26 protein-coding genes and 3 pseudogenes are annotated in these 24,030 nt (G+C 69.4%); 19 read left to right on the forward strand and 10 right to left on the reverse strand.

What is annotated here, in order from left to right:
• Window positions 1–52: 52 nt before the first annotated feature.
• Window positions 53–286, forward strand: coding sequence for a hypothetical protein (locus LT971_RS15030; protein WP_237007762.1), 234 nt, complete (start codon window positions 53–55; stop codon window positions 284–286).
• A gap of 4 nt (window positions 287–290) precedes the next feature.
• Here the strand turns inward: LT971_RS15030 and LT971_RS15035 are convergent, their stop codons facing one another.
• Both LT971_RS15035 and LT971_RS15040 read right to left on the reverse strand, forming a co-directional pair.
• Window positions 291–734: a Rieske (2Fe-2S) protein gene (locus tag LT971_RS15035; protein ID WP_237007763.1), complete on the reverse strand. Its 444-nt coding sequence runs from the start codon at window positions 732–734 to the stop codon at window positions 291–293.
• A 40-nt stretch (window positions 735–774) separates the two neighbouring features.
• The gene (locus LT971_RS15040; protein ID WP_237007764.1) at window positions 775–1,203 is read right to left on the reverse strand and encodes a hypothetical protein; all 429 of its coding nucleotides are present in this window, start codon (window positions 1,201–1,203) and stop codon (window positions 775–777) included.
• 97 nt (window positions 1,204–1,300) lie between these two features.
• Here LT971_RS15040 and hisC point away from each other — a divergent pair, with 97 nt between their 5' ends.
• From hisC to LT971_RS15055, 3 genes are read left to right on the forward strand one after another with little or no spacing between them, the layout of a single operon-like run.
• A complete protein-coding gene (gene hisC, locus LT971_RS15045; RefSeq protein ID WP_237007765.1) occupies window positions 1,301–2,422 on the forward strand; it encodes a histidinol-phosphate transaminase in 1,122 nt (373 codons plus the stop codon).
• Window positions 2,419–2,928, forward strand: a complete 510-nt coding sequence (locus LT971_RS15050) for an adenylate kinase family protein (RefSeq protein WP_237007766.1) — start codon at window positions 2,419–2,421, stop codon at window positions 2,926–2,928. The genes hisC and LT971_RS15050 overlap by 4 nt, the downstream gene beginning before the upstream one ends.
• Window positions 2,925–3,524: a CDP-alcohol phosphatidyltransferase family protein gene (locus LT971_RS15055; RefSeq protein ID WP_237007767.1), complete on the forward strand. Its 600-nt coding sequence runs from the start codon at window positions 2,925–2,927 to the stop codon at window positions 3,522–3,524. Before LT971_RS15050 ends, LT971_RS15055 begins: the two co-directional genes overlap by 4 nt.
• Here LT971_RS15055 and LT971_RS16605 read toward each other — a convergent pair.
• A pseudogene (locus LT971_RS16605) lies at window positions 3,478–3,738 on the reverse strand (DUF8138 family protein); the annotation flags it as partial. The gene LT971_RS15055 and the pseudogene LT971_RS16605 overlap by 47 nt on opposite strands.
• Between LT971_RS16605 and LT971_RS15060 the strand changes: the two are divergent.
• Window positions 3,632–4,114, forward strand: a pseudogene (locus tag LT971_RS15060) (multiprotein bridging factor aMBF1); the annotation flags it as partial. The pseudogenes LT971_RS16605 and LT971_RS15060 sit on opposite strands and share 107 nt — an antisense overlap.
• Before the next feature lie 55 nt (window positions 4,115–4,169).
• Window positions 4,170–4,817 (forward strand): triose-phosphate isomerase, encoded by a 648-nt coding sequence (tpiA, locus tag LT971_RS15065; RefSeq protein WP_237007769.1) that lies wholly within the window; start codon window positions 4,170–4,172, stop codon window positions 4,815–4,817.
• A 24-nt stretch (window positions 4,818–4,841) separates the two neighbouring features.
• Here tpiA and LT971_RS15070 read toward each other — a convergent pair whose 3' ends face one another.
• Genes LT971_RS15070 through LT971_RS15080 form a run of 3 tightly spaced genes read right to left on the reverse strand, consistent with a single transcriptional unit; the run spans window position 4,842 to window position 7,235 of the window.
• A complete protein-coding gene (locus LT971_RS15070) occupies window positions 4,842–5,156 on the reverse strand; it encodes a hypothetical protein (RefSeq protein WP_237007770.1) in 315 nt (104 codons plus the stop codon).
• Between the two features lie 30 nt (window positions 5,157–5,186).
• A complete protein-coding gene (dinB, locus tag LT971_RS15075) occupies window positions 5,187–6,437 on the reverse strand; it encodes a DNA polymerase IV (RefSeq protein WP_237007771.1) in 1,251 nt (416 codons plus the stop codon).
• 33 nt (window positions 6,438–6,470) lie between these two features.
• On the reverse strand, window positions 6,471–7,235 hold the full coding sequence (locus tag LT971_RS15080; protein WP_237007772.1) for a GTP cyclohydrolase III: 765 nt from the start codon (window positions 7,233–7,235) through the stop codon (window positions 6,471–6,473).
• A 132-nt stretch (window positions 7,236–7,367) separates the two neighbouring features.
• Between LT971_RS15080 and LT971_RS15085 the strand changes: the two genes are divergently transcribed.
• The 3 genes from LT971_RS15085 to LT971_RS15095 all read left to right on the forward strand — a co-directional run bounded on the left by LT971_RS15085 (window position 7,368) and on the right by LT971_RS15095 (window position 9,633).
• On the forward strand, window positions 7,368–7,742 hold the full coding sequence (locus LT971_RS15085) for an Hsp20/alpha crystallin family protein (RefSeq protein ID WP_237007773.1): 375 nt from the start codon (window positions 7,368–7,370) through the stop codon (window positions 7,740–7,742).
• A gap of 160 nt (window positions 7,743–7,902) precedes the next feature.
• Window positions 7,903–9,354, forward strand: coding sequence for a PQQ-dependent sugar dehydrogenase (locus tag LT971_RS15090; protein ID WP_237007774.1), 1,452 nt, complete (start codon window positions 7,903–7,905; stop codon window positions 9,352–9,354).
• Between the two features lie 66 nt (window positions 9,355–9,420).
• Complete coding sequence (locus tag LT971_RS15095) at window positions 9,421–9,633, forward strand: hypothetical protein (protein WP_237007775.1); 213 nt, start codon at window positions 9,421–9,423, stop codon at window positions 9,631–9,633.
• Window positions 9,634–9,741: 108 nt separating this feature from the next.
• Here LT971_RS15095 and LT971_RS15100 read toward each other — a convergent pair whose 3' ends face one another.
• The 3 genes from LT971_RS15100 to LT971_RS15110 form a co-directional block, all read right to left on the reverse strand.
• Complete coding sequence (locus tag LT971_RS15100; RefSeq protein WP_237007776.1) at window positions 9,742–10,332, reverse strand: flagellin; 591 nt, start codon at window positions 10,330–10,332, stop codon at window positions 9,742–9,744.
• A gap of 134 nt (window positions 10,333–10,466) precedes the next feature.
• Window positions 10,467–10,769: a DUF3006 domain-containing protein gene (locus LT971_RS15105; protein WP_237007777.1), complete on the reverse strand. Its 303-nt coding sequence runs from the start codon at window positions 10,767–10,769 to the stop codon at window positions 10,467–10,469.
• Window positions 10,766–12,250: a lamin tail domain-containing protein gene (locus LT971_RS15110; protein WP_237007778.1), complete on the reverse strand. Its 1,485-nt coding sequence runs from the start codon at window positions 12,248–12,250 to the stop codon at window positions 10,766–10,768. Before LT971_RS15110 ends, LT971_RS15105 begins: the two co-directional genes overlap by 4 nt.
• Window positions 12,251–12,460: 210 nt before the next feature.
• On the opposite strand from LT971_RS15110, the pseudogene LT971_RS15115 reads away from it, so the two are divergent.
• From LT971_RS15115 to LT971_RS15160, 10 genes and pseudogenes are all read left to right on the forward strand, one after another.
• Window positions 12,461–13,639: pseudogene (locus LT971_RS15115) on the forward strand (LeuA family protein); the annotation flags it as partial.
• 268 nt (window positions 13,640–13,907) lie between these two features.
• Window positions 13,908–15,800 (forward strand): biosynthetic-type acetolactate synthase large subunit, encoded by a 1,893-nt coding sequence (ilvB, locus tag LT971_RS15120; RefSeq protein WP_237007779.1) that lies wholly within the window; start codon window positions 13,908–13,910, stop codon window positions 15,798–15,800.
• On the forward strand, window positions 15,797–16,423 hold the full coding sequence (gene ilvN / locus LT971_RS15125; RefSeq protein ID WP_237007780.1) for an acetolactate synthase small subunit: 627 nt from the start codon (window positions 15,797–15,799) through the stop codon (window positions 16,421–16,423). Before ilvB ends, ilvN begins: the two co-directional genes overlap by 4 nt.
• A complete protein-coding gene (gene ilvC / locus LT971_RS15130; protein WP_237007781.1) occupies window positions 16,420–17,508 on the forward strand; it encodes a ketol-acid reductoisomerase in 1,089 nt (362 codons plus the stop codon). Before ilvN ends, ilvC begins: the two co-directional genes overlap by 4 nt.
• On the forward strand, window positions 17,501–17,836 hold the full coding sequence (locus tag LT971_RS15135; RefSeq protein WP_237007782.1) for a DUF7989 family protein: 336 nt from the start codon (window positions 17,501–17,503) through the stop codon (window positions 17,834–17,836). Before ilvC ends, LT971_RS15135 begins: the two co-directional genes overlap by 8 nt.
• Window positions 17,829–19,253: a 3-isopropylmalate dehydratase large subunit gene (leuC, locus tag LT971_RS15140; protein ID WP_237007783.1), complete on the forward strand. Its 1,425-nt coding sequence runs from the start codon at window positions 17,829–17,831 to the stop codon at window positions 19,251–19,253. Before LT971_RS15135 ends, leuC begins: the two co-directional genes overlap by 8 nt.
• Window positions 19,250–19,882 carry a 3-isopropylmalate dehydratase small subunit gene (gene leuD, locus LT971_RS15145; protein ID WP_237007784.1) on the forward strand — a complete coding sequence of 211 codons (633 nt, stop codon included), beginning with the start codon at window positions 19,250–19,252 and terminating at the stop codon, window positions 19,880–19,882. Before leuC ends, leuD begins: the two co-directional genes overlap by 4 nt.
• Window positions 19,875–20,840: an isocitrate/isopropylmalate dehydrogenase family protein gene (locus LT971_RS15150; protein ID WP_237007785.1), complete on the forward strand. Its 966-nt coding sequence runs from the start codon at window positions 19,875–19,877 to the stop codon at window positions 20,838–20,840. The genes leuD and LT971_RS15150 overlap by 8 nt, the downstream gene beginning before the upstream one ends.
• Window positions 20,841–20,911: 71 nt before the next feature.
• The gene (ilvD, locus tag LT971_RS15155) at window positions 20,912–22,624 is read left to right on the forward strand and encodes a dihydroxy-acid dehydratase (RefSeq protein ID WP_237007786.1); all 1,713 of its coding nucleotides are present in this window, start codon (window positions 20,912–20,914) and stop codon (window positions 22,622–22,624) included.
• A gap of 47 nt (window positions 22,625–22,671) precedes the next feature.
• The gene (locus tag LT971_RS15160; RefSeq protein ID WP_237007787.1) at window positions 22,672–23,016 is read left to right on the forward strand and encodes a DUF7522 family protein; all 345 of its coding nucleotides are present in this window, start codon (window positions 22,672–22,674) and stop codon (window positions 23,014–23,016) included.
• A 609-nt stretch (window positions 23,017–23,625) separates the two neighbouring features.
• Here LT971_RS15160 and LT971_RS15165 read toward each other — a convergent pair.
• Window positions 23,626–24,003: an HAD family hydrolase gene (locus LT971_RS15165; RefSeq protein ID WP_237007788.1), complete on the reverse strand. Its 378-nt coding sequence runs from the start codon at window positions 24,001–24,003 to the stop codon at window positions 23,626–23,628.
• Between the last annotated feature and the right edge of the window lie 27 nt (window positions 24,004–24,030).

Genomic DNA, 24,030 nt, shown 5'->3' on the forward strand with positions numbered 1-24,030 from the left:
GAAGTGTAGTTCAGATTATCATTAAGGTGGTGTGGGCCGTGTCTCCTCGTGTATGAGATACCCAAGAATTCCAGCACCCGTCGAGGCGCACAGCCTCCGCGGCACGGTCCTGACGGTGGTCGCCACCGCCGTCGCAGTCGTCGTCACGCTCGCAGCCCTCTCTGCGCCCGCCACCACCGCAACAGTCGCCACCACCGTCGTCGCCGTCCTCGCGGTCCAGCGGGGCCGGCGAGCGCTCACAGCCCGCACCACCCGCCGACCGCGTGCGACCAGCCACGCCGCCTGAGGCCTCAGAACTGGAGATGACTGGTCGAACTCGGGCCGTCGCCGTCGTCCCCGTCGTCGCCCGGCAGGCCGTCGTAGAGGTAGTCCACGTCGTCGTCCACGAGATACACCTGCCCGTCGGCCACCTCGATGTCGACCGACGGGAGCGTCGTGTCCGCCGCGTCCCCGTTGTCGCAGTACCCCGAACACGAGTCGAACAGCGACCCGTGTTTCGGACAGACGACCTCGCCGCCGCGCGTGATGGCGCCGACGCCCTCCCGGTAGAGCCGCTGGGCCTCGTGCGTGCAGCGATTCACCCACGCCCGGACGGGCGGCTTCTCGTCTCCCGTCTCCTCGCAGGGCACGAGGAAGTAACTCTCCGTCTCGCCGTGCGCGTTCCGGGCCGTGAACGCCCACGACCCCGCCTCGACGACGGACTCGACGCTCGTCAGCCGGTAGCGGTCGGCCATGCCAGAACCAGTGGACGGCTGCCAGTTAGTACTGCGGGCGTCAGAGCGCCGTCGTCGAGACGAGCCAGCCGGCGTCCAGCAGCAGCGCGACGGCGAGGACGGCGCCGCCGTAGAGGAACGTCGTGGCGTCGTCGCCGCTCTCGATGCGGCTGCCCGCGACCTCGGTCAGCCCGGTCAGCAGGAACCAGAGCACGACCATCCCGATGACGGCGTGGCCGCGACCAGTGCCGGTGAGCGCGCCGGCGTCCGTATAGCCGCCGAGCGTGAGCATGTAGCCGCCGGTGAGCACCAGGAGCGCCGCACTCGCCCGGGAGACGTTCCGGAGCGTGCCGGCCAGAACCTCGCGGACACTCGTCGAGACGTTCCCGGCGACCCGGGGGAACGTCATCGCGGCGAACAACACGCTGCCGGTGAGGAGGCCGGCGAACACCATGTGCGTCGCGTAGACTGCAGTCTCGATGGCTGCCATGCCCGGAGCGAGGAACGGGACGCCCCTAAAACCGGTGGTGACGGAACCGTCGGCGCGTGAGGGCACGCTTAAGGGCGGCCCGTCCGTCGAACCGTGCATGGAACTACGGGACCTCTCCGACCACGTCGAGTACCGGGCGGGTCGGGGCATCGAGGAGGTCGCACGGGAACTCGGCCGCGACCCCTCGGACTTCGTGAAGCTCTCGTCGAACGAGAACCCCCACGGGCCGAGCCCGAAGGCGGCGGTCGCCATCCGCGAGGCGGCGACGGAGGTCCACCGCTACCCGAAGGCGGTCCACGCCGACCTGACGACCGCGCTCGCCGACCGCTGGGACGTCGACGACGAACAGGTCTGGGTGGCCAACGGCGGAGACGGCGCCCTCGACTACCTCGCGCGAGCCACACTCGACCCGGGCGACAGCGTGCTCGTGCCGTCACCGGGGTTCACGTACTACGGGATGAGCGCGCGCTTCCACCACGGCGACGTCGCGGAGTACGACGTCGCGGAGGGTCCGGACGGCTTCGAGATGACGCCCGAGGCCGTCCTCGACGCCTACGACGGCGAGCGCGTCGTCTACCTGACGAGCCCCCACAATCCGACGGGCGCACGGTTCACCCTCGACGAGGTCGAGGCGGTCGCCGACCGCACCGACGACGACACGCTCGTGCTCGTCGACGAGGCCTACGGCGAGTTCACGGAGACGCCGTCGGCGGTGTCGCTGTTCGACGACCGCGACGACACCGACGAGCAGAGCTCGTCGAGCAATCACGCGTCGCGTGATGACGTGGCGGTCCTCCGGACGTTCTCGAAGGCGTACGGGCTGGCGGGCATCCGCCTCGGCTACGCCGTCGTCCCCGAGTCGTGGGCCGACGCGTACGCTCGCGTGCAGACACCGTTCGCGGCCAGCGTCATCGCGTGTCAGGCCGGACTCGCGGCGCTCGAGGACGACGAGCACGTCGAGACCACGACCGAGAGCGTCGAGTGGGGCCGCCAGCACGTCCACGAGCACCTCGACGCCCCGACGTACGAGAGCCACGGGAACTTCGTGCTCGCGAAGGTGGGTGACGCCGCGAGCGTCACCGAGGCGGCCAAGCGCGAGGGCGTCCTCGTCCGGGACTGCACGAGCTTTGGGCTGCCCGAGCACGTCCGCATCACCACGGGCACCCGGGAGGAGACGGAGCGAGCGGTGGCCGTGCTGAACGGGGTGCTGGACGAGTGAGAGTCGCCGTCACGGGCACGCCGGGAACGGGGAAGACCACGACCACGGAGCGACTCGACACCGACCTCGACGTCGCCCACCTGAACGACCTCGTCGCCAGCGAGGACCTCTACGGCGAGGTCGACGAGGCTCGCGACAGCAAGGTCGTCGACGTCGAAGCCGTCCGGGAGTACTTCGACGGCCGCGAGGACGTGCTCGTGGAGTCCCACCTCGCCCACCACCTCGAGGACCTCGACCGCGTGGTCGTGCTTCGCTGTCACCCCGACGAGCTCGACGACCGGCTCCGCGAGCGCGGCGAACCTCCCGAGAAGGCCCACGAGAACGCCGAGAGCGAGGCGCTTGACGTGATTCTCTCCGAGGCCGTCCGCGACCACGGCGCCGAGCGCGTCTACGAGATCGACACCACCGGCCGGGACCCCGGCGCCGTCGCCGCCGACGTGCAGGCGGTGCTGGACGGCGACCGAGAGCCCTCCGCAGGCGACGTGGACTTCACCGACTTCCTATGACGCTGGATCAGTACCGGTCGCTGGCGAACCGGCTGCTCGCGCCGTGGGTGCGCGCGGCGAAGGCCGTCGGCGCGACGCCGAACTCGGTCAGCGTCGCCGCCTTCGGGCTGGCCGTCGCGGCCGGTGCCGCCTTCTACGTGGCGACGCCGGTGGCGTACGCCGCGGGCGCCGCGTTCGTCTTCCTGAACGGCTGGCTGGACCTGCTGGACGGCGCGCTCGCCCGCGAGCTCGGGACGGACTCGGAGGCAGGAGACATGCTCGACCACGTGCTCGACCGGTACGCCGACGTGGTCGTGGTCTCCGGGCTGGCGGCTGGCGTCGACCAGTTCGCGCTCGGCCTCGCCGCCGTCACCGGCGTGTTGCTCACCTCCTACCTCGGCACGCAGGCCGAAGCCGTCGGTCTGGACCGGGTGTACGGCGGACTGCTCGGGCGAGCCGACCGCCTCGCCCTCGTCGGGCTGACGGGCGCCGTCACCGCCGTCGTGCCGACCGTGGCGGGCTACTCGCCGGTCACCGCGCTGCTGGTCGTGTTCGCCGTCGTCGGCCACCTCACGGCCGTCCAGCGGTTCGTCTCGGCGTGGCGCCAGCTCGCCTGACGGGCGTGCATTTTAAGCGTGGGCCCCGGCTACCTCTCTCCATGGCCCAGTGCGAGATGTGTGGCACGGAGGTCTCGACCCCGAAGACGGTGAAAGTCGAGGGGGCGGAGATCGACGTCTGCGACGACTGTGCCGACTTCGGCACGGAAGTCGAGACGGACTCGACCTCCTCCACCAGCACGAAGTACTCGACGTCCTCGTCCTCGTCCAGCCAGTCCTCCGGCTCCTCCGGCAGCAACACCGGCGGTTCGTCCGGTGGCGGCCGGCGCCGCCGGGACATGTTCGACGAGATGGACGAACTGGCCGGCGACTACGACGAGCGCCTCCGGAAGGCCCGCGAGCAGGAGGGGCTCAGTCAGGAGGAGCTCGCCGACAACCTCAACGAGAAAGCCAGCGTCATCCGCAAGCTCGAGCGCGGCGACAGCCTCCCCAGCGACGACGTCCGGGAGGAGCTGGAGTCCCACCTCGGCATCTCGCTCACCGAGAGCGGGAGCAGCGACGACGCCGGCGACGACAGCTGGTCGTCGGGCGACGACAGCGCCGGGCTGACGCTCGGCGACAAGGTCCGGCGGAAGGGCGACGACGGCTGACGTCGGCACTGACGCGATAGCTACCTTTTTCCCCCGTGCGGTCCCCGACTCGCGTGTGTTCGTACTCGTCAACCTCAAGGCCTACCCCTGTGACCCGGTCGCGGTCGCCGAGGCGGCCGCCGACGTCGCCGACACGACCGACGCGACGGTCGCAGTCGCGCCCCAGGCCGCAGATCTCGCGCGCGTCGCCGACACCGGCGTCGCGACGTACGCCCAGCACGTCAGCCCGAACGGCCACGGCAGCCACACCGGCAGCGTGCTCGCCGAGTCGGTCGCCGACAACGGTGCCGTCGGCACGCTGCTGAACCACTCCGAGCACCGCCGGAAACTCGCCGACATCGACGGCAGTCTCGACGCCGCCGAGCGTACGGGGCTGGACACCGTGGTCTGTGCGAACAACCCCGAGCAGGTCGCGGCCGCAGCGGCGCTCGGCCCCGACGCCGTCGCCGTCGAACCGCCGGAACTCATCGGTACTGGCACGCCCGTCTCGCAAGCCGACCCGGACATCGTCGAGGACGCCGTCGCCGCGGCCGAGGCCGTCGACCCGTCGGTCGACGTCTACTGCGGCGCCGGCATCAGCACGGGCGACGACGTCGTCGCCGCCGAACAACTCGGCGCCAGCGGCGTGCTGCTCGCCAGCGGCGTCGCGAAAGCCGACGATCCCCGGGCGGCGCTGGAAGACCTCGTCGCGCCGCTGGACTGACTGCGAGAACCTTCTGCGGGCGGTTCAGGCCGGCTCGATGACGTAGTGGCCCTCGGACTGCTCGCGCAGCACGCTCTCCTCGCGGAGCTTCACGATGTGGCCGGTGGGCTGCTGTTCGGTGACGTGGTCGGCCGCCGTCCGCACGAGGTGGCCGACGATCTGGGCGCTCGGCGGCGCCTGCGCGGCGCCGCAGTCGTAGATGGTGAGGAGTTCGCCGCCGTCGGCGGCCTCGTAGACGATGACGTGGGCGTGCCGGGCGAGCCGCCAGGCGTCCTGGGACGACGCGTCCTCGCCGTCGCCGTCTGCCGAGTCCGTGTCAGCTCTCGGGAGCTTGTTCACGGCCCCGGCTACGGGAGCCAGTCCAAAAGCCTACTCGAACTCGCCGAGGCTCGCCTGCCCGTCGCCCTCTGTCTCGTCCTCGCGGGTCCAGTCACGGTCGTCCCCTGTGTCGCCCTCGCTTTCGCTGTCTCCCGACGAGCCGTCGCCACCGAATCCCGCGAGGCTGGCCTGGTCGCGCTCGGAGAAGTCCAGATTCGAGACGCGCACCCCGACCTTCCGGACGGCGTCGTCGGCGAACTCGTCGAGGAGGTCCTGTGAGACCTCGTGGACGAGGTCGGGATCGTCGACCGGCCCGGGCAGCGACTCCGCTCGCGTGTGGACGTCGTAGGGCGGCGTGACGACTTTCACGCCGATGGTGCGGTAGAAGGCGTTCTTGCGGCTGGCGCGGTCGGCGACGGCCTCGGCGAGCGCCGCTGCCTGCTCGCGGACCGCGTCGAAGTCGTCGGTGGGACCGTCGAACGAGGACTCCCGGGAGAGGCTCTTCGGGTCGCCCCGGGGTTCGACCGGGCGGTCGTCCTCGCCGCGGGCGCGCCGGTGGAGCTCCCGGCCGCGGTCGCCGAACTCGGCCTCGAGCTCGTAGGGGTCGGCGTCGGCGAGGTCGCCGGCCGTCTCGACGCCGAGGTCGCGCAGCTCCCGGGCGCGAACCGGGCCGACACCGTGCACGTCGGCGATGTCGATGGGTGCCAGGAACTCCCGTACTCCGTCCGGTCTGACGACGACGAGGCCGTCGGGCTTGTCGTAGTCGCTGGCGAGCTTCGCCGTGCTCATGTCCGGAGCGACGCCGACGCTCGCGGGAACGCCGACCTCTCGTGCGATTCGCTGTTTCACGTGCCGGCCGAACCCCTCGGCGACCTCCCACGCCGTCCGGTCGGTGACGTCGAGGTACGCCTCGTCGACGCTCACCTCGCGGACCGTGTCGCCGAGCTCGTAGAGAATCGCCTTGACCTCGCTGGCCACCTCCTGGTAGTAGTCCATGTCCACCGGCCGGTAGTAGCCGGCGTCGGGGTTGTCGGGCTCGTCGGCCTTCCGGGGTAGCCGGTCGAGCGCCGCCGAGATGGCTTGTGCGCTCTCGACGCCGTACTCCCGGGCCTCGTAGCTCGCGGTCGCGACGGCGCCGACGGTCTGGCCGTCCTCGTAGCCCATGCCGACGACGAGCGGCTCACCCTCGAGTTCGGGGTCGCGGCGGCGCTCGCAGGACGCGTAGAAGCAGTCCATGTCGACGTGCAGGACGATGCGCTCCTCGCGGTCGGGTACCCCGGGGAGTCGCTCGCCGGCGGGCATCAGGCGCTACTGGGACGGCAGGCCGGAATACGCTTACGCCAGGTCGCCTTCGACGTCGGTGTCGTCCTCGCGTGCGAGTTCGAGCGCGTGCTTCGCGCCCATGCCGGCGTCGTGGGCGGAGGCGGCGCGGCCGACACCGACCCGGAGGTCGACGCCCGCGGCCTCGCGGACGTGCTCGACGGCCTCGGCGTAGTCGGCTTCCGAGAGCGACGGGCAGACGGCGATGATGTTGTCGCCGCCCACGAAGAACGACAGCGAGTCGTGGGCGGTGTGCATGTGCTTCATCAGCTCGGCGTACCCCTGCTCGATGTGGATGAACGAGGAGAAGGCGTCGAGTTCGTCGGTGTACTTGCCGGTGGCGTCGACGACGTCGAAGTGCGCGATCTGGACGTCCTCGTCGGTGCGTTCGGCCTCGTCGATGGGCTGGCCGAGCAGGAGTTCGCGCCGGTCGGCGTCCTGCGCGCTGCCCTCGTTCTGGATGGCGGCAGTGGCGTCCACGAGCGCGTCTGCAGGGCTGGGGCCGGTGCCGATGGCGAGGCTGACGGTGACGGGGTAGCGGTTCCGCACCGACTCCTGGATGCGGGCGTGGTCCTCGAGGTCGAGGCCGTTGGTCACTGCGACCATGTTGTCGAATCGGGTGAAGAAGATGTAGCCGTCCCGCGTCCCGATGGCTTGCGAGAGGTCGGCGTACAGCCGGGACTGGAGCGTCTGGAGGTCGACTTCCCTGCGGGGCGACGGCGTCACGGTCCACGGCCCGTAGTTGTCCAGCTGGACGAGAGTGACCTGCGTGTTCGTCACGATACCGGACACTCGACACGCGCCGATTATATCGGTTTTGGATTGCGTTCCAAATCTGTTTAGCGATACCGGCCGGCCAAAGTTTTATTACGAACCGCGAGCATAGTTCTATCTGTACCGAGGTGACCAGCGATGGCACTACCCACGACCGACTCGTGGATGCAAGGCCTCGACCTCCCGTCCCGCCTGTTCAGCGAGGGCGGGCTCGGTGGTAGCGACTACGAACTGTACGAGGAGGACGGCGACTTCGTCCTCGCCATCGACATGCCGGGCTTCGAGACCGAGGACATCACCGTCGCCTGGGACGACGGCGTCCTGAACGTCTCGGCCGAAGCCGTCGACGAGTCCCGGAACCGCAAGAAGACGTTCCACCGTCGGTTCCGGTTCCCGAAAGCGGTCGACGAAGACGCCATCCACGCCGAGTACAGCAACGGCGTCCTCGACGTGACGCTGCCCATCACGGAGGAGGCGGTCGCCCAGGGCAAGACCATCCCCGTCGAGGGGTAGCCCGCCCCCTCGACTCGTAGCTCCCGAGCACCCGGCGAGACCTCGTTTTTTGGCTGACTCGGTGTCGTGTCAAAGCCTAACACGACACGGCGCGTAGTGTCCGTCGTGATGCCGCCAGCCACGACGCCACGACTGACCGCGCCCGGCCGGAGGGCCGCCAGTGGCGCCTGACCGCCAGCAGACGCGCCGTGCAGTCCTCCGGGTGGGCGTCGGGCTCGCAGCGACCGCGACACTCGCCGGCTGCGCCGGCGGCGGCGCAGATACCGGAGACGGCAACACAACGACTGCGACGGCGACGTCCGGTGAAACGTCGGGCCCGGAGACGACCGACGACACCGAGTCGACCCCCGCCGACTCGACGCCGGACGCAGTCGGTACCGAGTTCGTCGCCGGAGGATTTGCGAACCCCCTCGGCGTCGAGTTCCCGCCCGGGGACAGCGACCACCCCCACGTCGTCGACCAGGCCGGACTCGTCTACGTCGCCAGCTCTGACGGCGTTCGCGACGAGCCGTTCCTCGACGTTCGCGACCGCATGGTCGACCTCTCGGGCTACGAGGAGCGCGGGCTGCTCGGTCTCGCCTTCCACCCAGAGTTCGGCGCCGGCGACGACCGCGTGTTCGTCAGGTACAGCGCACCGGCGACGGACGCGACGCCCGACGACTACAGCCACACGTTCGTCCTCTCCTCGTTCCGGGTCACAGACGGCAGGGTGGCCCACGACAGCGAGCGCCGGCTCCTCGAGTTGCCACAGCCCCAGGCGAACCACAACGCCGGCAGCGTCGCCTTCGGCCCCGACGGCTCCCTCTACGTCGGCACCGGCGACGGGGGTGGCGCGAACGACACCGGCACCGGCCACGTCGACGACTGGTACGACGCCAACGACGGCGGGAACGGCCAGGACCGCACCGAGAACCGCCTCGGCAGCATCCTCCGAATCGACGTGGACACGGACGGAGACGACCGTCCGTACGGCATCCCCGACGACAACCCCCTCGTCGGCGAGACGGGTTTCGACGAGCAGTACGCCTGGGGGTTCCGGAACCCCTGGCGGTTCTCCTTCGCCGACGGCGACCTCTACGTCGCGGACGTCGGCCAGAACCGCTTCGAGGAGGTGAGCGTCGTCGAGGCGGGCGGGAACTACGGCTGGAACGTCCGCGAGGGCGCCCACTGCTTCGACGCCGCCAACCCCGGCAGTCCGCCCGACGACTGCCCGAGCGAGACGCCCGACGGCGAGCCACTCGAAGCACCAATCGTGGAGTACAGCCACGGCACCGGCGATCTCACCGGCGTCTCGGTCATCGGCGGCTACCGCTACGACGGCGACGGAATCCCCGGGCTCCGCGGCGACTACGTCTTCGGCGACTGGCGAGCCGACGGTCGGCTCTTTCTCGCGCACCCACCGGACAGCGAGGGGGACGCCGAAAGCGACGCTACTGGACTCTGGGAGACCAGCACGGTCGACTTGGAGGCCAGCGGCGGTGACGACGCTCCCGGCCAGTACCTGCTCGCGTTCGGTCGCGACGCCGACGGCACCCTCTACGTCGCCACCACCGACTCGGGCACGCCGACCGGTGACTCGGGCGCAGTGCACCGGCTCGTTCCGGCCGAATAGCCTGCTCTCCCGGCAGGCCAGTCCGGGTGCCGAACACCGAAGACGGCGCGAACCACAGGCTAGGACATGGACCGCGACGCTACCACGAGGGACCGCATCTGGGCGTCGGTACTGCGGCACGCCCAGCGGGACGACCCGCTCTCCATCGCGAACGTCCGCAACGACATCCACTTCGACCACCGCCCCAGCGACGAGGAAGTACGGCGCGTCCTCGAAGCCGGCGGCGAAATCGGCGTCGTCGAGCGGACGCCGTCGGGCCACTGGACGTTCGCCGACTAAGTTCCCTGTCGTAGCGACTGGTAATCGGGGTGGGCACTACTCGCTGATCGTCGAGGCTGTGGCTGGCCGACGGCAGTGAATCCTGAAAACGGCTGGAAGAAAGAGCCGTTACAGCTTGACCGCGTTCTTGTCCTTCAGCGACTCTGGGACACTCGCCCAGTACGTCGTCTTCGACCCGTACTGCGTGGCCAGCGTGAGCTGGACTTCCTCCCCGGCCTTCAGCCCGTCCGTCGTGATGCCCGACGCGTTCATGATGACCTTGATTCGGTCGGACTGATCGACCAGAACGGGATCGTTCTCGCCCTTGATCTGGCTGCTCGTGAAGTTCTCGGCGTTCGCCGCGCCGCTGTCGTAGACCAGCGTCGTGGCGGTGTCCGGGCCGATCCACTGGATGGTGGACTTGCTGAGGTTGATGTTGTCTGCGCCCGCAGCCTGCCGCACCGTCAGGTTCACGTAGTCGACGACTTCCGAGGAGCCGGAGTCGTTGACGTTGCCGTAGGCGGAGACGACGTTGATGCGGTTAGAGACCTGTGCAGAGGCTTCCTCACCCGTGGCGCTACCTTTCGACTGGAGGAAGCCGGCGGTGTTGATGAGGACGCCGGCGGCGATCGCCGCGACCAGCACCATCGCGATGAACACGATGAGCGTGCCGATCCCGACTTGCCCCCGCTCGTCCTCGTCGTTGATGAATTCGAACATGTACGCGAGTCCCCGCGAGTAGAGTACGCGAGTACCCGACCGGAGGACTAGCCCACGAATAAACGTTCGTCCCGATTATCCGGCGTGAAAATCGGGGGACACAGCAGGGCCAAACTGCCCAGTGACGTCCCGCGTCACTCGGTGTCTGACTCGGCGTCCTCGTTCGCCGATGGAGGGCGTCGGGAGAGTTCGTCGAACCGGCGCTGGGCCCTGTCGGCCCGGGACGCTGTCTGTTCGGGGTCGTAGGCCACGCCGACGATTTCGCCGTCCCGGATCTGGACATCGAGGACTGCGTCCACGTGGCGGCCGTCCTCGGGCAGTCGTTCGCTGTCGACCACTCGCTCGGCCACCGTCTCGCCGTCAGCTTCCAGCAACAGCACTGCCCGGTCGCCCTCGAAGCGGTCGACGACTCCCGAGTAGCTGCCGTCGGCAGTCATTCGTAGCCCTCCCGGAGCACGACGGTTCCACTGTCGTCCCGGACTGTAACTGTGTCCCCGCCGTTGTTCCACACCGCCCGCTCCATCCCCCAGTACAGCGCCGTCTCCGTGTCCGTCCCGCTGCCGGTGTAGAGCGTGACCTGCTCGCCGGGCCCGAGTTCGAACCCGGTCGGGAACGTGTAGGTGTGGTCGGCCTCGTCCCGGACGGTCCAGCCGCCGAGCGCCAGCGGCCGGCTCCCGGTGTTCTCGAAGACGACGTACTCGCCGTTCGGGTTCTCGTTGTCGTCGCCCGGTGCGTCCTCGTTGACTTCGACGACCGAGAGCGCCGACCCGCCGGCCGAGTCGGTCGTCTCGGTCGTCGTGCCGTGGTCAGCAACCGTCGTCGTTCCACCGTCGGTTACCGTCGTCTCAGATGTGGTTGCTGGAGCCGTCGAGCCGTCCGCGTGGACGACGGTTCTGACTGTGAGGTCGCCGCCAGCACCGGGTTCGACCGGCGTGCCGTCCCGGAGGTCCAGCGGCGCTGTCGGTGCGTCCTGCTGGGTGGCGACCGAGACGGCCGAGCCGTTCGTCGTGAACCGCACGGTCCCGTGGGTCGCCGTCCAGTACGTCCGGACCGACCGCTCGGCGAACCGCTGGAGGACGGCCTCGTGTGGGTGGCCGTACTGGGAGTCGTACGCGCTCGAGACGACGGCGACCGCCGGCGTGACGGCCGCCAGCAGGTCGGCGCTCGAACTCGACTCGCTGCCGTGGTGGCCGGCGCTCAGGACGGTCGCGTTCAGGCGGAGTTCGTGCTCCTCGAGGAGGTACTCCTCGCTGGCGGCTTCGCCGTCCCCCGGCAGGAGGAACGTCGTGTTGCCGTACGCGAGCCGGACGACGACGCTGTTCTCGTTGGCGTCGGCGCCCGCGAGCCGCGAGGCCGGCGGCGCCAGCACGTCGACGGCCGCGCCTTCCAGAGGAATCGCGTCGCCGGCGCGCGTCTCGTACAGCACCACGTCGTGGGCTTCGACGGCGTCGAGGTAGTCGTCGTAGGTCGCCGAGCTGGACGTGATACCGGGGTCGTAGATGGCGCCGACGCCCTCTGCTTGTGTCTCGTAGTAGTCGATGACCGCGGCGTGGCCGCCGATGTGGTCGGCGTCGGCGTGGCTGGTGACGAGGTAGTCGATTCGGTCGACGCCCCGCTCCCGCAGGTAGTCGAGGACGACGTCGCCGTCGTCGCGCCAGTCGCCAGTGTCGACGAGCATCGTCTCGCCCGACGGCGCTTCGACGAGGACGCTCGCGCCCTGCCCGACGTTGATGAAGTGCACCGAGAGCGTTCCGTTCGCCGTCGTCGCCGCTGCGTCGGTCGCCGTCGGCGACCCCGCTGTCGGGGACTCGGTCGTGGCTGTCGGCGTCGCAGCTCCACCGGTGAGGGCGCCCGTGCACCCCGCGAGCGCGACGAGTGCGACCACGGCGAGCACGCTCCAGACGCGACGTCGGTCCATGTGTAGGAATCACACGGGCCGAGAGAATAGGTGTTCTGGGTGCTGCGCTACCCGGAACCGGACACTGCGGGTGACGCAGTTCCAGCAGGCCAGTGGGCCCCGGTGGCGTGGCAACGTCTGCCAGCGGGACAAGACGTAAGTGCAGCCCGCGATTGGGGGGTGATACGATGTCTCACAACGAGACGCCCGGTGTAAGTCCGGGGGAACGGGTTCTTCGAGGGCACGTTAGCCCAGCGTAACGAGTTCGAGTCAGTCCGAGTTTTCGACACCACGCTCCGCGACGGCGAGCAGACGCCACGCACGTCGTTCGGCTACGACGACAAGCGCGCCATAGCCGCGGCGCTCGACGACGCGAACGTCGACGTCGTCGAAGCCGGGTTCCCGGCGAACGGCGAGGCGGAGGCGGAGGCCGTGGCGGACGTCGCCGACGCGACCGACGCGACGACATGCGGGCTCGCCCGCGTTGTCACGTCGGACGTCGACGCGGCGGTGGACGCCGGCGTCGACATGGTCCACGTGTTCGCGTCGACCAGCGACGTCCAGATCGAGGACTCGATGCACAGCACGCGCGCCGAGGTCGTCGACCAGTCGGTGGCGGCCGTCGAGCGCGCCCGGGAGGCGGGCGTCGAGGTGATGTTCTCGCCGATGGACGCCACCCGGACCGACCCCGAGTACCTCGCCGAGGTCGTCGAGGCGGTCGACGACGCCGGTGTAGACTGGGTGAACGTCCCGGACACGTGCGGGGTAGCGACCCCGCGGCGGTTCGGCGAGCTCGTCGAGTTCGTCGGCGAGCACACGGACGCCCGAATCGACGTCCACACGCACGACGACTTCGGGGTGGCGACCGCGAACGCCCTCGCGGGCGTGGAAGCGGGCGCCGACCAGGTGCAGGTGTCGGTCAACGGCATCGGCGAGCGCGCCGGGAACGCGGCGTTCGAGGAGGTCGTGATGGCCGCCGAGAGCGTCTACGGCGCCGACACCGGCGTGGACACGACGGCCATCGCGGACGTCTCGGCGGCCGTCGCCGACCGCTCGTCGGTGCCGGTGCCGGTGAACAAGCCGGTGGTGGGCGCGAACGCCTTCGCCCACGAGTCCGGCATCCACGCCGCGGGCGTCATCGAGAACAGCGAGACGTTCGAGCCCGGTGTGATGACCCCCGAGATGGTGGGGACCGAGCGAGAGGTCGTGCTCGGGAAGCACTCGGGCACGCACGCCGTCCGCCAGCACCTCGAGGACGCCGGCTTCGCGCCGAGCGACGACGAGGTGCGCGCGGTCACCCGGAAGGTGAAGGCACACGCCGCCGACGAGGACGTCGTCACGCAGGCCGTCCTGCGGGCGTTCGCCGGCGAAGTGGGTGTTCGACGCGAGCGGGGTGAGGTGACGGCGTGACGTCGCCCGGCAAGCCTTGCGCCACCAGCCACAGCTATAGGTGTCGGCGCGGTAGCGGGGGGCACGATGCAGTCACACACGGCACACCGTCTCGTTCTCGCGGGCAGCGGTGTGGCTGTCGGCCTCGGTATTGTAGGGGCGTAAGCTCCCCTCCCTACACTTCTCACCGACCCGACCGGTACCGTACTTCCAGACCGACAGCCACCGCAGCAGCCGCAATGACACACGCAGTGAGTACACGACACACCACACCGATGGAGGGGTATCGATGACTGACCACGGCGCAGTGCCGGAGTTCGACGACGCCGAGCACCCGGCCGAGCCGACGCCGGACGCCGACGCGCCGTCGCCAGAGCCGGAAGCGGGCGACGAGGATCGCGACCCAGAGCCAGATACTGGCACGGACGAGGCGACCGAGCGGGCGTCGACTGGCGCGGACGCGGTCGTCGCCGCGCTCTCGACGGCGGGCGTCGAGACAGTGTTCGGCGTGCAGGGCGGGGCCATCATGCCCGTCTACGACGCGCTGTACGACGCCGACGACGTGTCGCACGTGACGATGGCCCACGAACAGGGCGCGGCGCACGCCGCCGACGCGTACGGTGCCGTGACGGGCGATCCGGGCGTCTGCATGGCGACGTCCGGGCCGGGCGCGACGAATCTCGTGACCGGCATCGCGGACGCCGACATGGACTCCGAGCCGGTCGTCGCGCTCACCGGACAGGTCCCGTCGGACCTGGTCGGCAACGACGCCTTCCAGGAGACCGACACGGTCGGCGTCACCACGCCAATCACGAAGTCCAACACGTTCGCGTCGAGCGCCGACGAGGTTGGCGACGACGTGTCGACGGCGTTCGCGCTGGCGAACGATGGACGACAGGGGCCGACGCTCGTCGACCTGCCGAAAGACGTGACGACGACCGAGACGACGGTCGACCCCAGTGAGCCGGTCGTCCCCGACACCGTCTCCGTGCAGGAGCGCGCGGACGACGACGCGGTCGAGGGGGCGGCGGACGCTGTCGCCGGCGCCGACCGGCCCGTAATTCTGGCGGGCGGTGGCGTCGTGAAGGGCGGCGCCACCGACGAACTGCGGGCGTTCGCCCGCGAGCACGAGATTCCGGTGGCGACGACGATGCCCGGCATCGGCGCGTTCCCGGAAGACCACGACCTCGCCCTGGAGATGGCGGGGATGCACGGTACCGGCTACGCGAACATGGCGACGACGATGACCGACTGTCTGCTGGCGGTCGGCACCCGGTTCGACGACCGACTGACGGGCGGCGTGGACTCGTTCGCGCCGGACGCGACGGTCGTCCACGTCGACATCGACCCAGCCGAGATCTCGAAGAACGTCGAGGCCGACCACCCGCTGGTGGGCGACGCCAGCACCGTTCTCGACCAGCTAGCGGCCGCGATGGACGCCTCGCCGGACACCGACGAGTGGGTCGGCCAGTGCGCCGACTGGAAGACGGAGTACCCGATGGACTACGCCGTCCCCGCAGCCGACAGCGACGAGGGCGACGGCGCGCCCGACGCGTCGGCGTTCCCCGACGACGAACCGGTCAAACCCCAGTTCGTCGTCGAGGCCGTCGACGCAGCGACCGACGACGACACCGTCGTCACGACGGGCGTCGGCCAGCACCAGATGTGGGCCTGCCAGTACTGGACGTACACCGAACCCCGGACGTGGGTGTCCAGTCACGGCCTCGGCGCGATGGGGTACGGGCTGCCCTCGGCCATCGGCGCCCGCGTCGCCGCCGACGACGACCAGTCCGTCGTCTGCTTCGACGGCGACGGTTCCTTCCTGATGACCTGCCAGGAGCTCGTCGTCGCGGCCCGCGAGAACCTCGACGTCACGGTCTTCGTGCTGAACAACGAGGCCATCGGGATGGTCAAGCAGTGGCAGGACGCGTTCTTCGACGGCCGGCGGATGGCCTCGGAGTACCCCTGGGTGCCGGAGTTCGACGCGCTCGCCGAGGCGTTCGGCGCCGACGGCTTCCGCATCGAGAGCTACGACGACGTGCCGGACACCGTCGAGGCGGCGCTCGCCACCGACGGGCCGGCGGTCGTGGACGTCTACATCGACCCGACCGAGGAAGTCTACCCGATGGTCCCCTCGGGCGGCGACAACGGGCAGTTCGCGCTCTCGGAGGGGCACCTATGAGCGGCCGGTACGACCAGCAGGGTCTCCCCGGCCCGGCACCCGAGGAGCGCCAGCGACCGCGAGGGCGGCGGAACGCGCAGGGCATCCGCATCGACCCGGAGGCAGAGGCCGAACACCCGCCGCGCCGTACGGTCATCTCGGCGCTGGTCGAACACGAGCCCGGCGTGCTCGCGCGTGTCTCCGGGCTGTTCAGCCGCCGGCAGTTCAACATCGAGTCGCTGACCGTCGCGGACACCCAGAACGACGACTGGGCGCGCATCACCGTCGTCGTGGAGGAGCCGGACCCGGGCATCGACCAGGTCGAGAAGCAGCTCGCGAAGGTCGTCCCCGTCATCCACGTCCGGGAACTCGAAGCCGACGCGCTCGCCCGCGAGCTCGTCGTCGTGAAAGTGGACGCGGACCGCCCGGAGGAGGTCCACGCCATCACGGAGATGTACGGCGGGAAGACGCTCGACGCCGGCCCGCGGACGGTGACGGTCGAGCTCACCGGTGACGAACAGAAGATCGACGACGCCATCGACGCCTTCCGCCAGTTCGGCATCCGCGAGATCGCCCGGACCGGACAGACGGCGCTGGCGCGCGGCGAGACCAAGACAGCAGTCGTTCCAGACCACCTCAAATGACCGATTCAGCAGCCACCAGTACTGACACAGCAGACGCCCAGTTCACGCAGCCAGTGTACCACGAGTCCGACGCCGACCGACGACACGTCGACGAGAAGACCGTCGCCGTACTCGGCTACGGCAGCCAGGGCCACGCACACGCCCAGAATCTCGCCGACAGCGGCGTCGACGTCGTCGTCGGCCTGCGCGAGGACTCTGCCTCGCGGACGGCAGCGGAAGCCGACGGCCTGCGCGTGGCGACACCCGTCGATGCGGCCAGCGAGGCGGACGTCGTCTCGGTGCTCGTGCCGGACACCGTCCAGCCGGACGTGTTCGACGCCATCGAACCCGAACTCGACGCCGGCGACACGCTCCAGTTCGCGCACGGCTTCAACGTCCACTACGGCCAGATCGAGCCGCCCGAGCGCGTCGACGTGACGATGATCGCGCCGAAGTCCCCGGGCCACCTCGTGCGCCGGAACTACGAGGCCGGCGAGGGCACGCCCGCCCTGCTGGCGGTCTACCAGAACGCCACCGGGGATGCCCGCCAGGAGGCGCTGGCGTACGCCGACGCCATCGGCTGCGCGCGAGCGGGCGTCGTGGAGACGACGTTCCGCGAGGAGACCGAGACCGACCTGTTCGGCGAGCAAGCCGTGCTCTGTGGCGGCGTCGCCGAGCTCACGAAGGCGGGCTACGAGACGCTGGTCGACGCCGGCTACAGCCCCGAGATGGCGTACTTCGAGTGCCTGAACGAGCTCAAACTCATCGTCGACCTGATGTACGAGGGCGGCATCGGCGCGATGTGGGACTCCGTCTCGGACACGGCCGAGTACGGTGGACTGACGCGCGGCGAGGCAGTCGTCGACGAGTCCGTCCGGGAGAACATGGAGGAGGTGCTGGAAGAAGTCCAGAACGGCGCGTTCGCGACGGAGTGGGTGGCCGAGAACCAGGCCGGCCGGCCGTCCTACAAACAGCGCCGGCAGGCCGAACAGGACCACGACATCGAGGACGTCGGCGAGCGCCTGCGGTCGCTGTTCGCGTGGGCCGAAGACGACGAGACCGAGGCTGGCGCCGAGCGGGAGCCGGAGGTGTCCGCGGATGACTGAGCGCACGATGCGGTCGGTCAGTCAGCGCAACCCCGCCGACCCCGAGCACGCCGTCGGCACGGTGTTCCGACGCGGGCCGGCGGTGGTCGCGGACGGCGGCGAGCGCGGCGGCGGTGCCACGCAGCGGCCCGACGGCGGGGAGGACGGCGACGACGCCGAAAGGGAGGGCCGGCGGCTGGCCGACGGCCCGAAGATGAAAGACGTCGACCAGACGCCCCCGGACGAGGACGCGAGCGCGAACCGCGTCTGGGAGCGCGGCGGCGAACCGCCAGCATCGAGCGGCGACGACGACCACGACGACCACGACGAGACTGTAGCCGATGAGTGAGGGCACGCTGTACGAGAAGGTCTGGGACCGACACGCAGTCACCGAGCTGCCGACCGGCCAGTCCCAGCTGTTCGTCGGGCTCCACCTCGTCCACGAGGTGACGAGCCCGCAGGCGTTCGGGATGCTCGAAGAGCGCGGGCTGGATGTGGCGTACCCCGAGCGGACGCACGCGACCGTCGACCACATCGTGCCGACGGCCGACCAGTCCCGGCCGTACAGCGACGACGCCGCCGAGGAGATGATGGCGGAACTGGAGGCCAACGTCGGCGAGGCCGACATCGACTTCGACGACCCGACGACCGGCCGGCAGGGCATCGTGCACGTCGTCGGCCCCGAACGGGGGCTCACGCAGCCCGGGATGACCATCGTCTGCGGGGACTCCCACACGGCCACGCACGGCGCGTTCGGCGCGCTGGCGTTCGGTATCGGCACGTCCCAGATTCGGGACGTGCTGGCCACCGGCTGCGTCGCGATGGAGAAACAGCAGGTCCGCCGCATCGAGGTCACGGGCGAACTGGGCGACGGCGTCACCCCGAAAGACGTGATACTGACCGTCATCCGGAAGCTCGGCACCGACGGCGGCGTCGGCTACGTCTACGAGTACGGCGGCGAGGCCGTCGAGGCGATGGACATGGCGGGCCGGATGAGCATCTGCAACATGAGCATCGAGGGCGGCGCTCGCGCGGGCTACGTGAACCCCGACGAGACCACCTTCGAGTACCTGCGGGGCCGCGACGACGTCCCCGAGGGCGAGACGTTCGAGGAGCTCAGGGAGTACTGGGCGTCGGTCGCCAGCGAGCCCGACGCCGAGTACGACGACGTGGTCACTATCGACGGCGACGACCTCGAACCGACGGTCACGTGGGGGACGACGCCCGGCCAGAGCGTCGGCGTCTCGGAGCCGATTCCGGCTCCCGGGGACCTGCCGGCGGACAAGCGGGACACCGCCCGGAGCGCACAGGCACACATGGACGTCGAGCCCGGCGACACGATGGCGGGCTACCCCGTCGACGTTGCGTTCCTGGGCAGCTGTACGAACGCCCGGTTGCCGGACCTCCGCGAGGCCGCCGCAGTCGTCCGGGGCCGCGAGGTCCACGACGACGTCCGCGCGATGGTCGTCCCCGGCAGCCAGCGCGTGAAAGCCGCCGCCGAAGCCGAGGGCCTCGACGACGTGTTCACCGAGGCGGGGTTCGACTGGCGGAACGCCGGCTGCTCGATGTGTCTGGGCATGAACGAGGACCAGCTCGTCGGCGACGAGCGCTGCGCGTCCTCGTCGAACCGGAACTTCGTCGGCCGGCAGGGCTCGAAGGAGGGCCGAACGGTCCTGATGAGTCCCCCGATGGTCGCCGCTGCGGCCGTCGAAGGCGAAGTGACCGACGTCCGCGAACTGGAGCCGGTCCCGGAGGTGCGAGCGTGAGCCCGAACGCCGACGGTTCGGACGGCGGCCCCGCCGACACGGTCCGACAGGTGACTGGGACGGGCGTGCCGGTGCGCGGGAACGACGTGGACACGGACGAGATCATCCCGGCGCGCTTCCTCAAAGTCGTCACGTTCGACGGCCTCGGGCAGTTCGCGTTCTTCGACGAGCGATTCGGCGACGACGACCAGCCCCTCGAGCACCCGTTCAACGACGACCGGTTCCAGGGGGCGTCCGTGCTCGCCGTGAACGCGAACTTCGGCTGCGGGTCCTCTCGCGAGCACGCGCCGCAGGCGCTGATGCGGTGGGGCATCGACGCCGTCGTCGGCGAGTCGTTCGCCGAGATATTCGCGGGGAACTGCCTCGCGCTCGGCATCCCGACCGTCACGGCGGCCCGGGAGGACGTCGAGGCGCTGCAGGCGTTTATCGACGAGCACCCAGATGCCGAAATCGAGGTGGACGTCGCCGCGGAGGAGGTCCGGTACGGCGACACCACTATCGACGCCTCGGTCGACGACGCCCAGCGCCGGGCGCTCGTGGACGGCGTCTGGGACACGACCGCGCTGATGGGCGCGAACGCCGACAGCGTCGACGCGACCGCCGCGAGCCTCCCCTACACCGATGACTGAGGAGATCGCAGTCGTGCCCGGCGACGGCATCGGCCGGGAAGTCACGCCGGTCGCCGTCGACGTGCTGGACGCCGTCGGCGACTTCGAGTTCGTGCACGCCGAGGCGGGCGACGCCGTCGCCGATGAGCGCGGGACCCCGCTCCCCGAGGAGACCCGGGAGGCCGTCGAGACGGCCGATGCGACGCTGTTCGGCGCGGCGGGGGAGTCGGCGGCTGACGTCATCCTGCCGCTGCGCTCGGCCGTCGACTCGTTCGTGAACGTCCGGCCTGCCCGGACGTATCCGGGCGTCGACGCCGTCCAGCCCGAGACCGACCTCGTCTTCCTCCGTGAGAACACGGAAGGCGTCTACGCCGGCCACGAGGCCGAGGTCGCCGACGGCGTCACGACCTGCACCCGAGTCGTCACAGAGGACGCGAGCCGCCGGCTCGCCCAGTACGCCTGCGAGTACGCGCCAGCGGGGTTCACCGTCGCGCACAAGGCCAACGTGATGCGCGTCACGGACGGCCTCTTCCGGGAGACCGTCGAGGACGTCGCGGCCGCCAACGGTGTCGACACCGAAGCGGCGCTGATGGACGCGCTCGCGATGCACCTCGTGGAGCGCCCCGAGCAGTACGACGTCGTGGTCTGTCCGAACCTCGCCGGCGACGTGCTCTCGGACCTCGCGGCGGGTCTGGTGGGCGGTCTCGGCTTGCTGCCGTCGGCGAACGTCGGACCCGAGCGCGGCGTCTTCGAGCCCGTCCACGGCACCGCCCCGGACATCGCCGGCGACGGCGTCGCGAACCCGGCGGCGGCCGTGCTGTCGGCCGCGATGCTGCTGGAGTTCCTCGGCCACGACGCCGCGGGCGCCCGCGTCCGCAGCGCGGTCGAGGACGTACTGGAACACGGGCCGACGACGCCAGACCTCGGCGGCGAGGCGACGACGCGCGAGGTCGGTGCAGCGATACTGGAGGGGGTCTGAGTGCCGGGGCTATCGCTGGCAACACCTGTGCCGTCGGGGGACTTTACCAGTCGCGGCTGCGAGGTGAGACCATGACCGGACAGAAGGACCCCGACCTGCCGAGCGCGGACGTCACCGAAGGGCCAGAGCGCGCCCCACACCGCGCGATGTTCCGCGCGATGGGCTACGACGACGCCGACTTCTCGTCGCCGATGGTCGGCGTTGCCAACCCCGCCGCGGACATCACGCCCTGTAACGTCCACCTCGACGACGTGGCCGAGTCGGCCGTCGACGGCGTCGAGGCCGGCGACGGGATGCCCATCGAGTTCGGCACCATCACCATCTCGGACGCCATCTCGATGGGGACCGAGGGGATGCGCGCCTCGCTGATCTCCCGCGAGGTCATCGCCGACTCCGTGGAGCTCGTGGCGTTCGGCGAGCGCATGGACGCACTCGTCACGGTCGCGGGCTGCGACAAGAACCTCCCGGGGATGATGATGGCCGCCATCCGCACGGACCTGCCGTCCGTATTCCTCTACGGCGGCTCCATCATGCCCGGCGAGCACGACGGCCGCGAAATCACGGTCCAGAACGTCTTCGAGGGCGTCGGCGCGGTCGCCTCCGGCGACATGACCGAGGACGAACTCGAGGAGATGGAGCGGGACGCCTGCCCGGGCGCCGGGTCCTGTGGCGGAATGTTCACCGCCAACACGATGGCGGCCATCTCCGAGGCACTCGGGCTCGCACCGCTCGGCTCCGCGAGCCCGCCCGCCGAGTCGGAGGGCCGCTACGAGGTCGCCGAGCGCGCCGGCCGGCTCGCCGCCGAGTGCGTGCGAGAAGACCGCCGGCCGTCGGACATCCTGACCCGGGAGAGCTTCGAGAACGCCATCGCCGTACAGGTGGCCCTGGGCGGCTCGACGAACGCCGTCCTCCACTTGCTCGGGCTCGCCGCCGAGGCGGGCGTCGACCTCGACGTCGAGGACTTCAACAGGATCAGCGACCGCACACCCAAAATCGCGAACCTCCAGCCCGGCGGCACTCGCGTGATGAACGACCTCCACGAGGTCGGCGGCGTTCCGGTCGTCCTCGCGCGCCTGCTCGAAGCCGGCCTGATTCACGGCGACGCGACGACCGTGACGGGCCGCACCATCGCCGAGGAGCTCGAGCACCTGGGCGAGGACGGTTCGGTCGAGGGGGACGTGGACTTCCTCCGGCCGGTCGACGACCCGTTCCACGAGACTGGCGCCATCACCGTCCTCACCGGGAACCTCGCGCCGGACGGGGCGGTACTCAAAGTCACTGGGAAGGACGAGACCCAGCACACCGGCCCGGCGCGCGTCTTCGAGTCCGAGGAGGACGCCATGGCGTACGTTCAGGAGGGCCACATCGAGTCCGGCGATGTCATCGCCATCCGGAACGAGGGCCCCCGGGGCGGCCCCGGGATGCGGGAGATGCTCGGCGTCACTGCCGCGGTCGTTGGGCAGGGCCACGAAGACGACGTCGCGCTCCTCACCGACGGCCGCTTCTCGGGGGCTACCCGCGGTCCGATGGTCGGTCACGTCGCCCCCGAAGCGGCCGACGGCGGCCCAATCGCGCTCATCGAGGACGGCGACGAGGTGACCGTCGACGTCCCGAACCGCGAGCTCTCCGTCGACGTCTCCGACGACGAACTTGCTGCGCGACGTGAGACCTGGTCGGCGCCCGACGCCCGGTATGACTCGGGTGTCCTCCGCAAGTACGGCGACCAGTTCGGGTCCGCCGCCCACGGCGCCGTCACCAACCCCGCCGCCAAGCAGGACGACTGACGACCCCGCCCCCACTTTTTTCACCTTGCTCGACGAGGCAAGGATGCATGGAGGTACGCGAGACTCCGTTCCACGACGCCGCAGGCGACGCCCTCAGGTCCCTGGCAGCCTACGACAGAGCGGAGCTGGAGCTCGTGTACGAACGCGACGACGTCGCCACCAAGGACCGCGTCATCGACGACATCCACGAAGAACTCATCCTCGACGACATCGGCATCGGCCGCCTCGAAGACCTCTTCGGTGTCGGCGAGTGGCACTGCACCATGCACCGCTTCGAGGACGCCGTCTGCATCCACCACTCCACCGGCGACTACCGGGGCGTCCTCGTCAGCGTCGACACTAACGCCGGCGTGGATTTGGAAGCCGTGGCGAGGACGTGCGACGACGTGTGAGAGCGCTGTTGCGCACGACAGGACACACGCGTCGCTCCGCGGTGAAGTGTTGAAGCAGTGGGGCCGGAGAGGTTCACCCCGAGTTCCGGGTGTTCAGTGAGCAAAATTCCTTCGGTCAGGGCCGCGTGTACGCGACGAGTATACGTATCTGAACTCTCGGCAAGATTCTTGGTTTATTATGGAAATTAAATCCACATAGCGCCAGTATTCTGAATTCTGCAAGCGATGTCTCGACGGATATTCCGTAGGTAGTTGTTTGGTGAGCAAGTCGAGATCTGCGGCGAGGTCCGCAAACAACTGTTCAATTTGATGAGGGGTCAGGCATCTGCGGAGTCGTTGGTAATGGTTGGCCGGCACGCAGGAACGGAGTAACTCTCAGATACGGTAAGAGAGGCTGTTCCCGCGCGGACCAGGCAGCGAGTTATCGTATCTAATCTGCGCCCCTGGTGAAACGTGTCGACATCAATGTCGAGGTTCGCCATGCGTTCTCTGAATCGGGATGATTCGAGCAGACCGAAATGAAGTCCTCGTCTTCCCAGTTGTGGCGAATAATGCCGACTAGAACCGCTAGACTGTCGACTTTGTCGTACAGCGAACCCGCGGTGTCGTTTATGAGTGGATGAAGTCGTCTTCTTCTTCCAGGAGCTCTTGAATCTCCTCGGGTGTGTTGTTCAGGAGCTCGGAGGGCCGTATTGCCTTGTCGTCGACGTAGAAGCCCTCGTGACCACACCACGGCTTCCCGTAGTGAATCTCGTCGTAAGGGATATCGTGTTCATCCAACCACTGCAGAAGCGTCTTCGCGGTATCCGCATTGATCTTGCCGAGACGCCCCTCATGCGTATTCATATTCCGTGCCGTATAGAGCATGATGTAGTACCCCTGCTCGTCGTATTCGCGGAGCGTCTCGACGACGTCCGGGTGGGGAACACGGTCTTCGTAGTCACGGTTACCGTCCTTCTTGCAGATGACACCGTCTATATCGAACACCACTCGCTTATCTTTTGGCGGAGTCAC

It is taken from the genome of Halobacterium rubrum, from assembly GCF_021729015.1.
Classification (GTDB): Archaea; Halobacteriota; Halobacteria; order Halobacteriales; family Halobacteriaceae; genus Halobacterium; species Halobacterium rubrum.

What these genes read in the sequence shown, in the direction of transcription:
- LT971_RS15030 (WP_237007762.1), top strand. Translation starts at nt 53, where the DNA reads ATGAGATACCCAAGAATTCCAGCACCCGTCGAGGCGCACAGCCTCCGC.
- LT971_RS15035 (WP_237007763.1), bottom strand. Translation starts at nt 734, where the DNA reads ATGGCCGACCGCTACCGGCTGACGAGCGTCGAGTCCGTCGTCGAGGCG.
- LT971_RS15040 (WP_237007764.1), bottom strand. Translation starts at nt 1,203, where the DNA reads ATGGCAGCCATCGAGACTGCAGTCTACGCGACGCACATGGTGTTCGCC.
- hisC (WP_237007765.1), top strand. Translation starts at nt 1,301, where the DNA reads ATGGAACTACGGGACCTCTCCGACCACGTCGAGTACCGGGCGGGTCGG.
- LT971_RS15055 (WP_237007767.1), top strand. Translation starts at nt 2,925, where the DNA reads ATGACGCTGGATCAGTACCGGTCGCTGGCGAACCGGCTGCTCGCGCCG.
- dinB (WP_237007771.1), bottom strand. Translation starts at nt 6,437, where the DNA reads ATGCCCGCCGGCGAGCGACTCCCCGGGGTACCCGACCGCGAGGAGCGC.
- LT971_RS15085 (WP_237007773.1), top strand. Translation starts at nt 7,368, where the DNA reads ATGGCACTACCCACGACCGACTCGTGGATGCAAGGCCTCGACCTCCCG.
- LT971_RS15095 (WP_237007775.1), top strand. Translation starts at nt 9,421, where the DNA reads ATGGACCGCGACGCTACCACGAGGGACCGCATCTGGGCGTCGGTACTG.
- LT971_RS15100 (WP_237007776.1), bottom strand. Translation starts at nt 10,332, where the DNA reads ATGTTCGAATTCATCAACGACGAGGACGAGCGGGGGCAAGTCGGGATC.
- LT971_RS15105 (WP_237007777.1), bottom strand. Translation starts at nt 10,769, where the DNA reads ATGACTGCCGACGGCAGCTACTCGGGAGTCGTCGACCGCTTCGAGGGC.
- LT971_RS15110 (WP_237007778.1), bottom strand. Translation starts at nt 12,250, where the DNA reads ATGGACCGACGTCGCGTCTGGAGCGTGCTCGCCGTGGTCGCACTCGTC.
- ilvB (WP_237007779.1), top strand. Translation starts at nt 13,908, where the DNA reads ATGACTGACCACGGCGCAGTGCCGGAGTTCGACGACGCCGAGCACCCG.
- ilvN (WP_237007780.1), top strand. Translation starts at nt 15,797, where the DNA reads ATGAGCGGCCGGTACGACCAGCAGGGTCTCCCCGGCCCGGCACCCGAG.
- ilvC (WP_237007781.1), top strand. Translation starts at nt 16,420, where the DNA reads ATGACCGATTCAGCAGCCACCAGTACTGACACAGCAGACGCCCAGTTC.
- LT971_RS15135 (WP_237007782.1), top strand. Translation starts at nt 17,501, where the DNA reads ATGACTGAGCGCACGATGCGGTCGGTCAGTCAGCGCAACCCCGCCGAC.
- leuC (WP_237007783.1), top strand. Translation starts at nt 17,829, where the DNA reads ATGAGTGAGGGCACGCTGTACGAGAAGGTCTGGGACCGACACGCAGTC.
- LT971_RS15150 (WP_237007785.1), top strand. Translation starts at nt 19,875, where the DNA reads ATGACTGAGGAGATCGCAGTCGTGCCCGGCGACGGCATCGGCCGGGAA.
- ilvD (WP_237007786.1), top strand. Translation starts at nt 20,912, where the DNA reads ATGACCGGACAGAAGGACCCCGACCTGCCGAGCGCGGACGTCACCGAA.
- LT971_RS15160 (WP_237007787.1), top strand. Translation starts at nt 22,672, where the DNA reads ATGGAGGTACGCGAGACTCCGTTCCACGACGCCGCAGGCGACGCCCTC.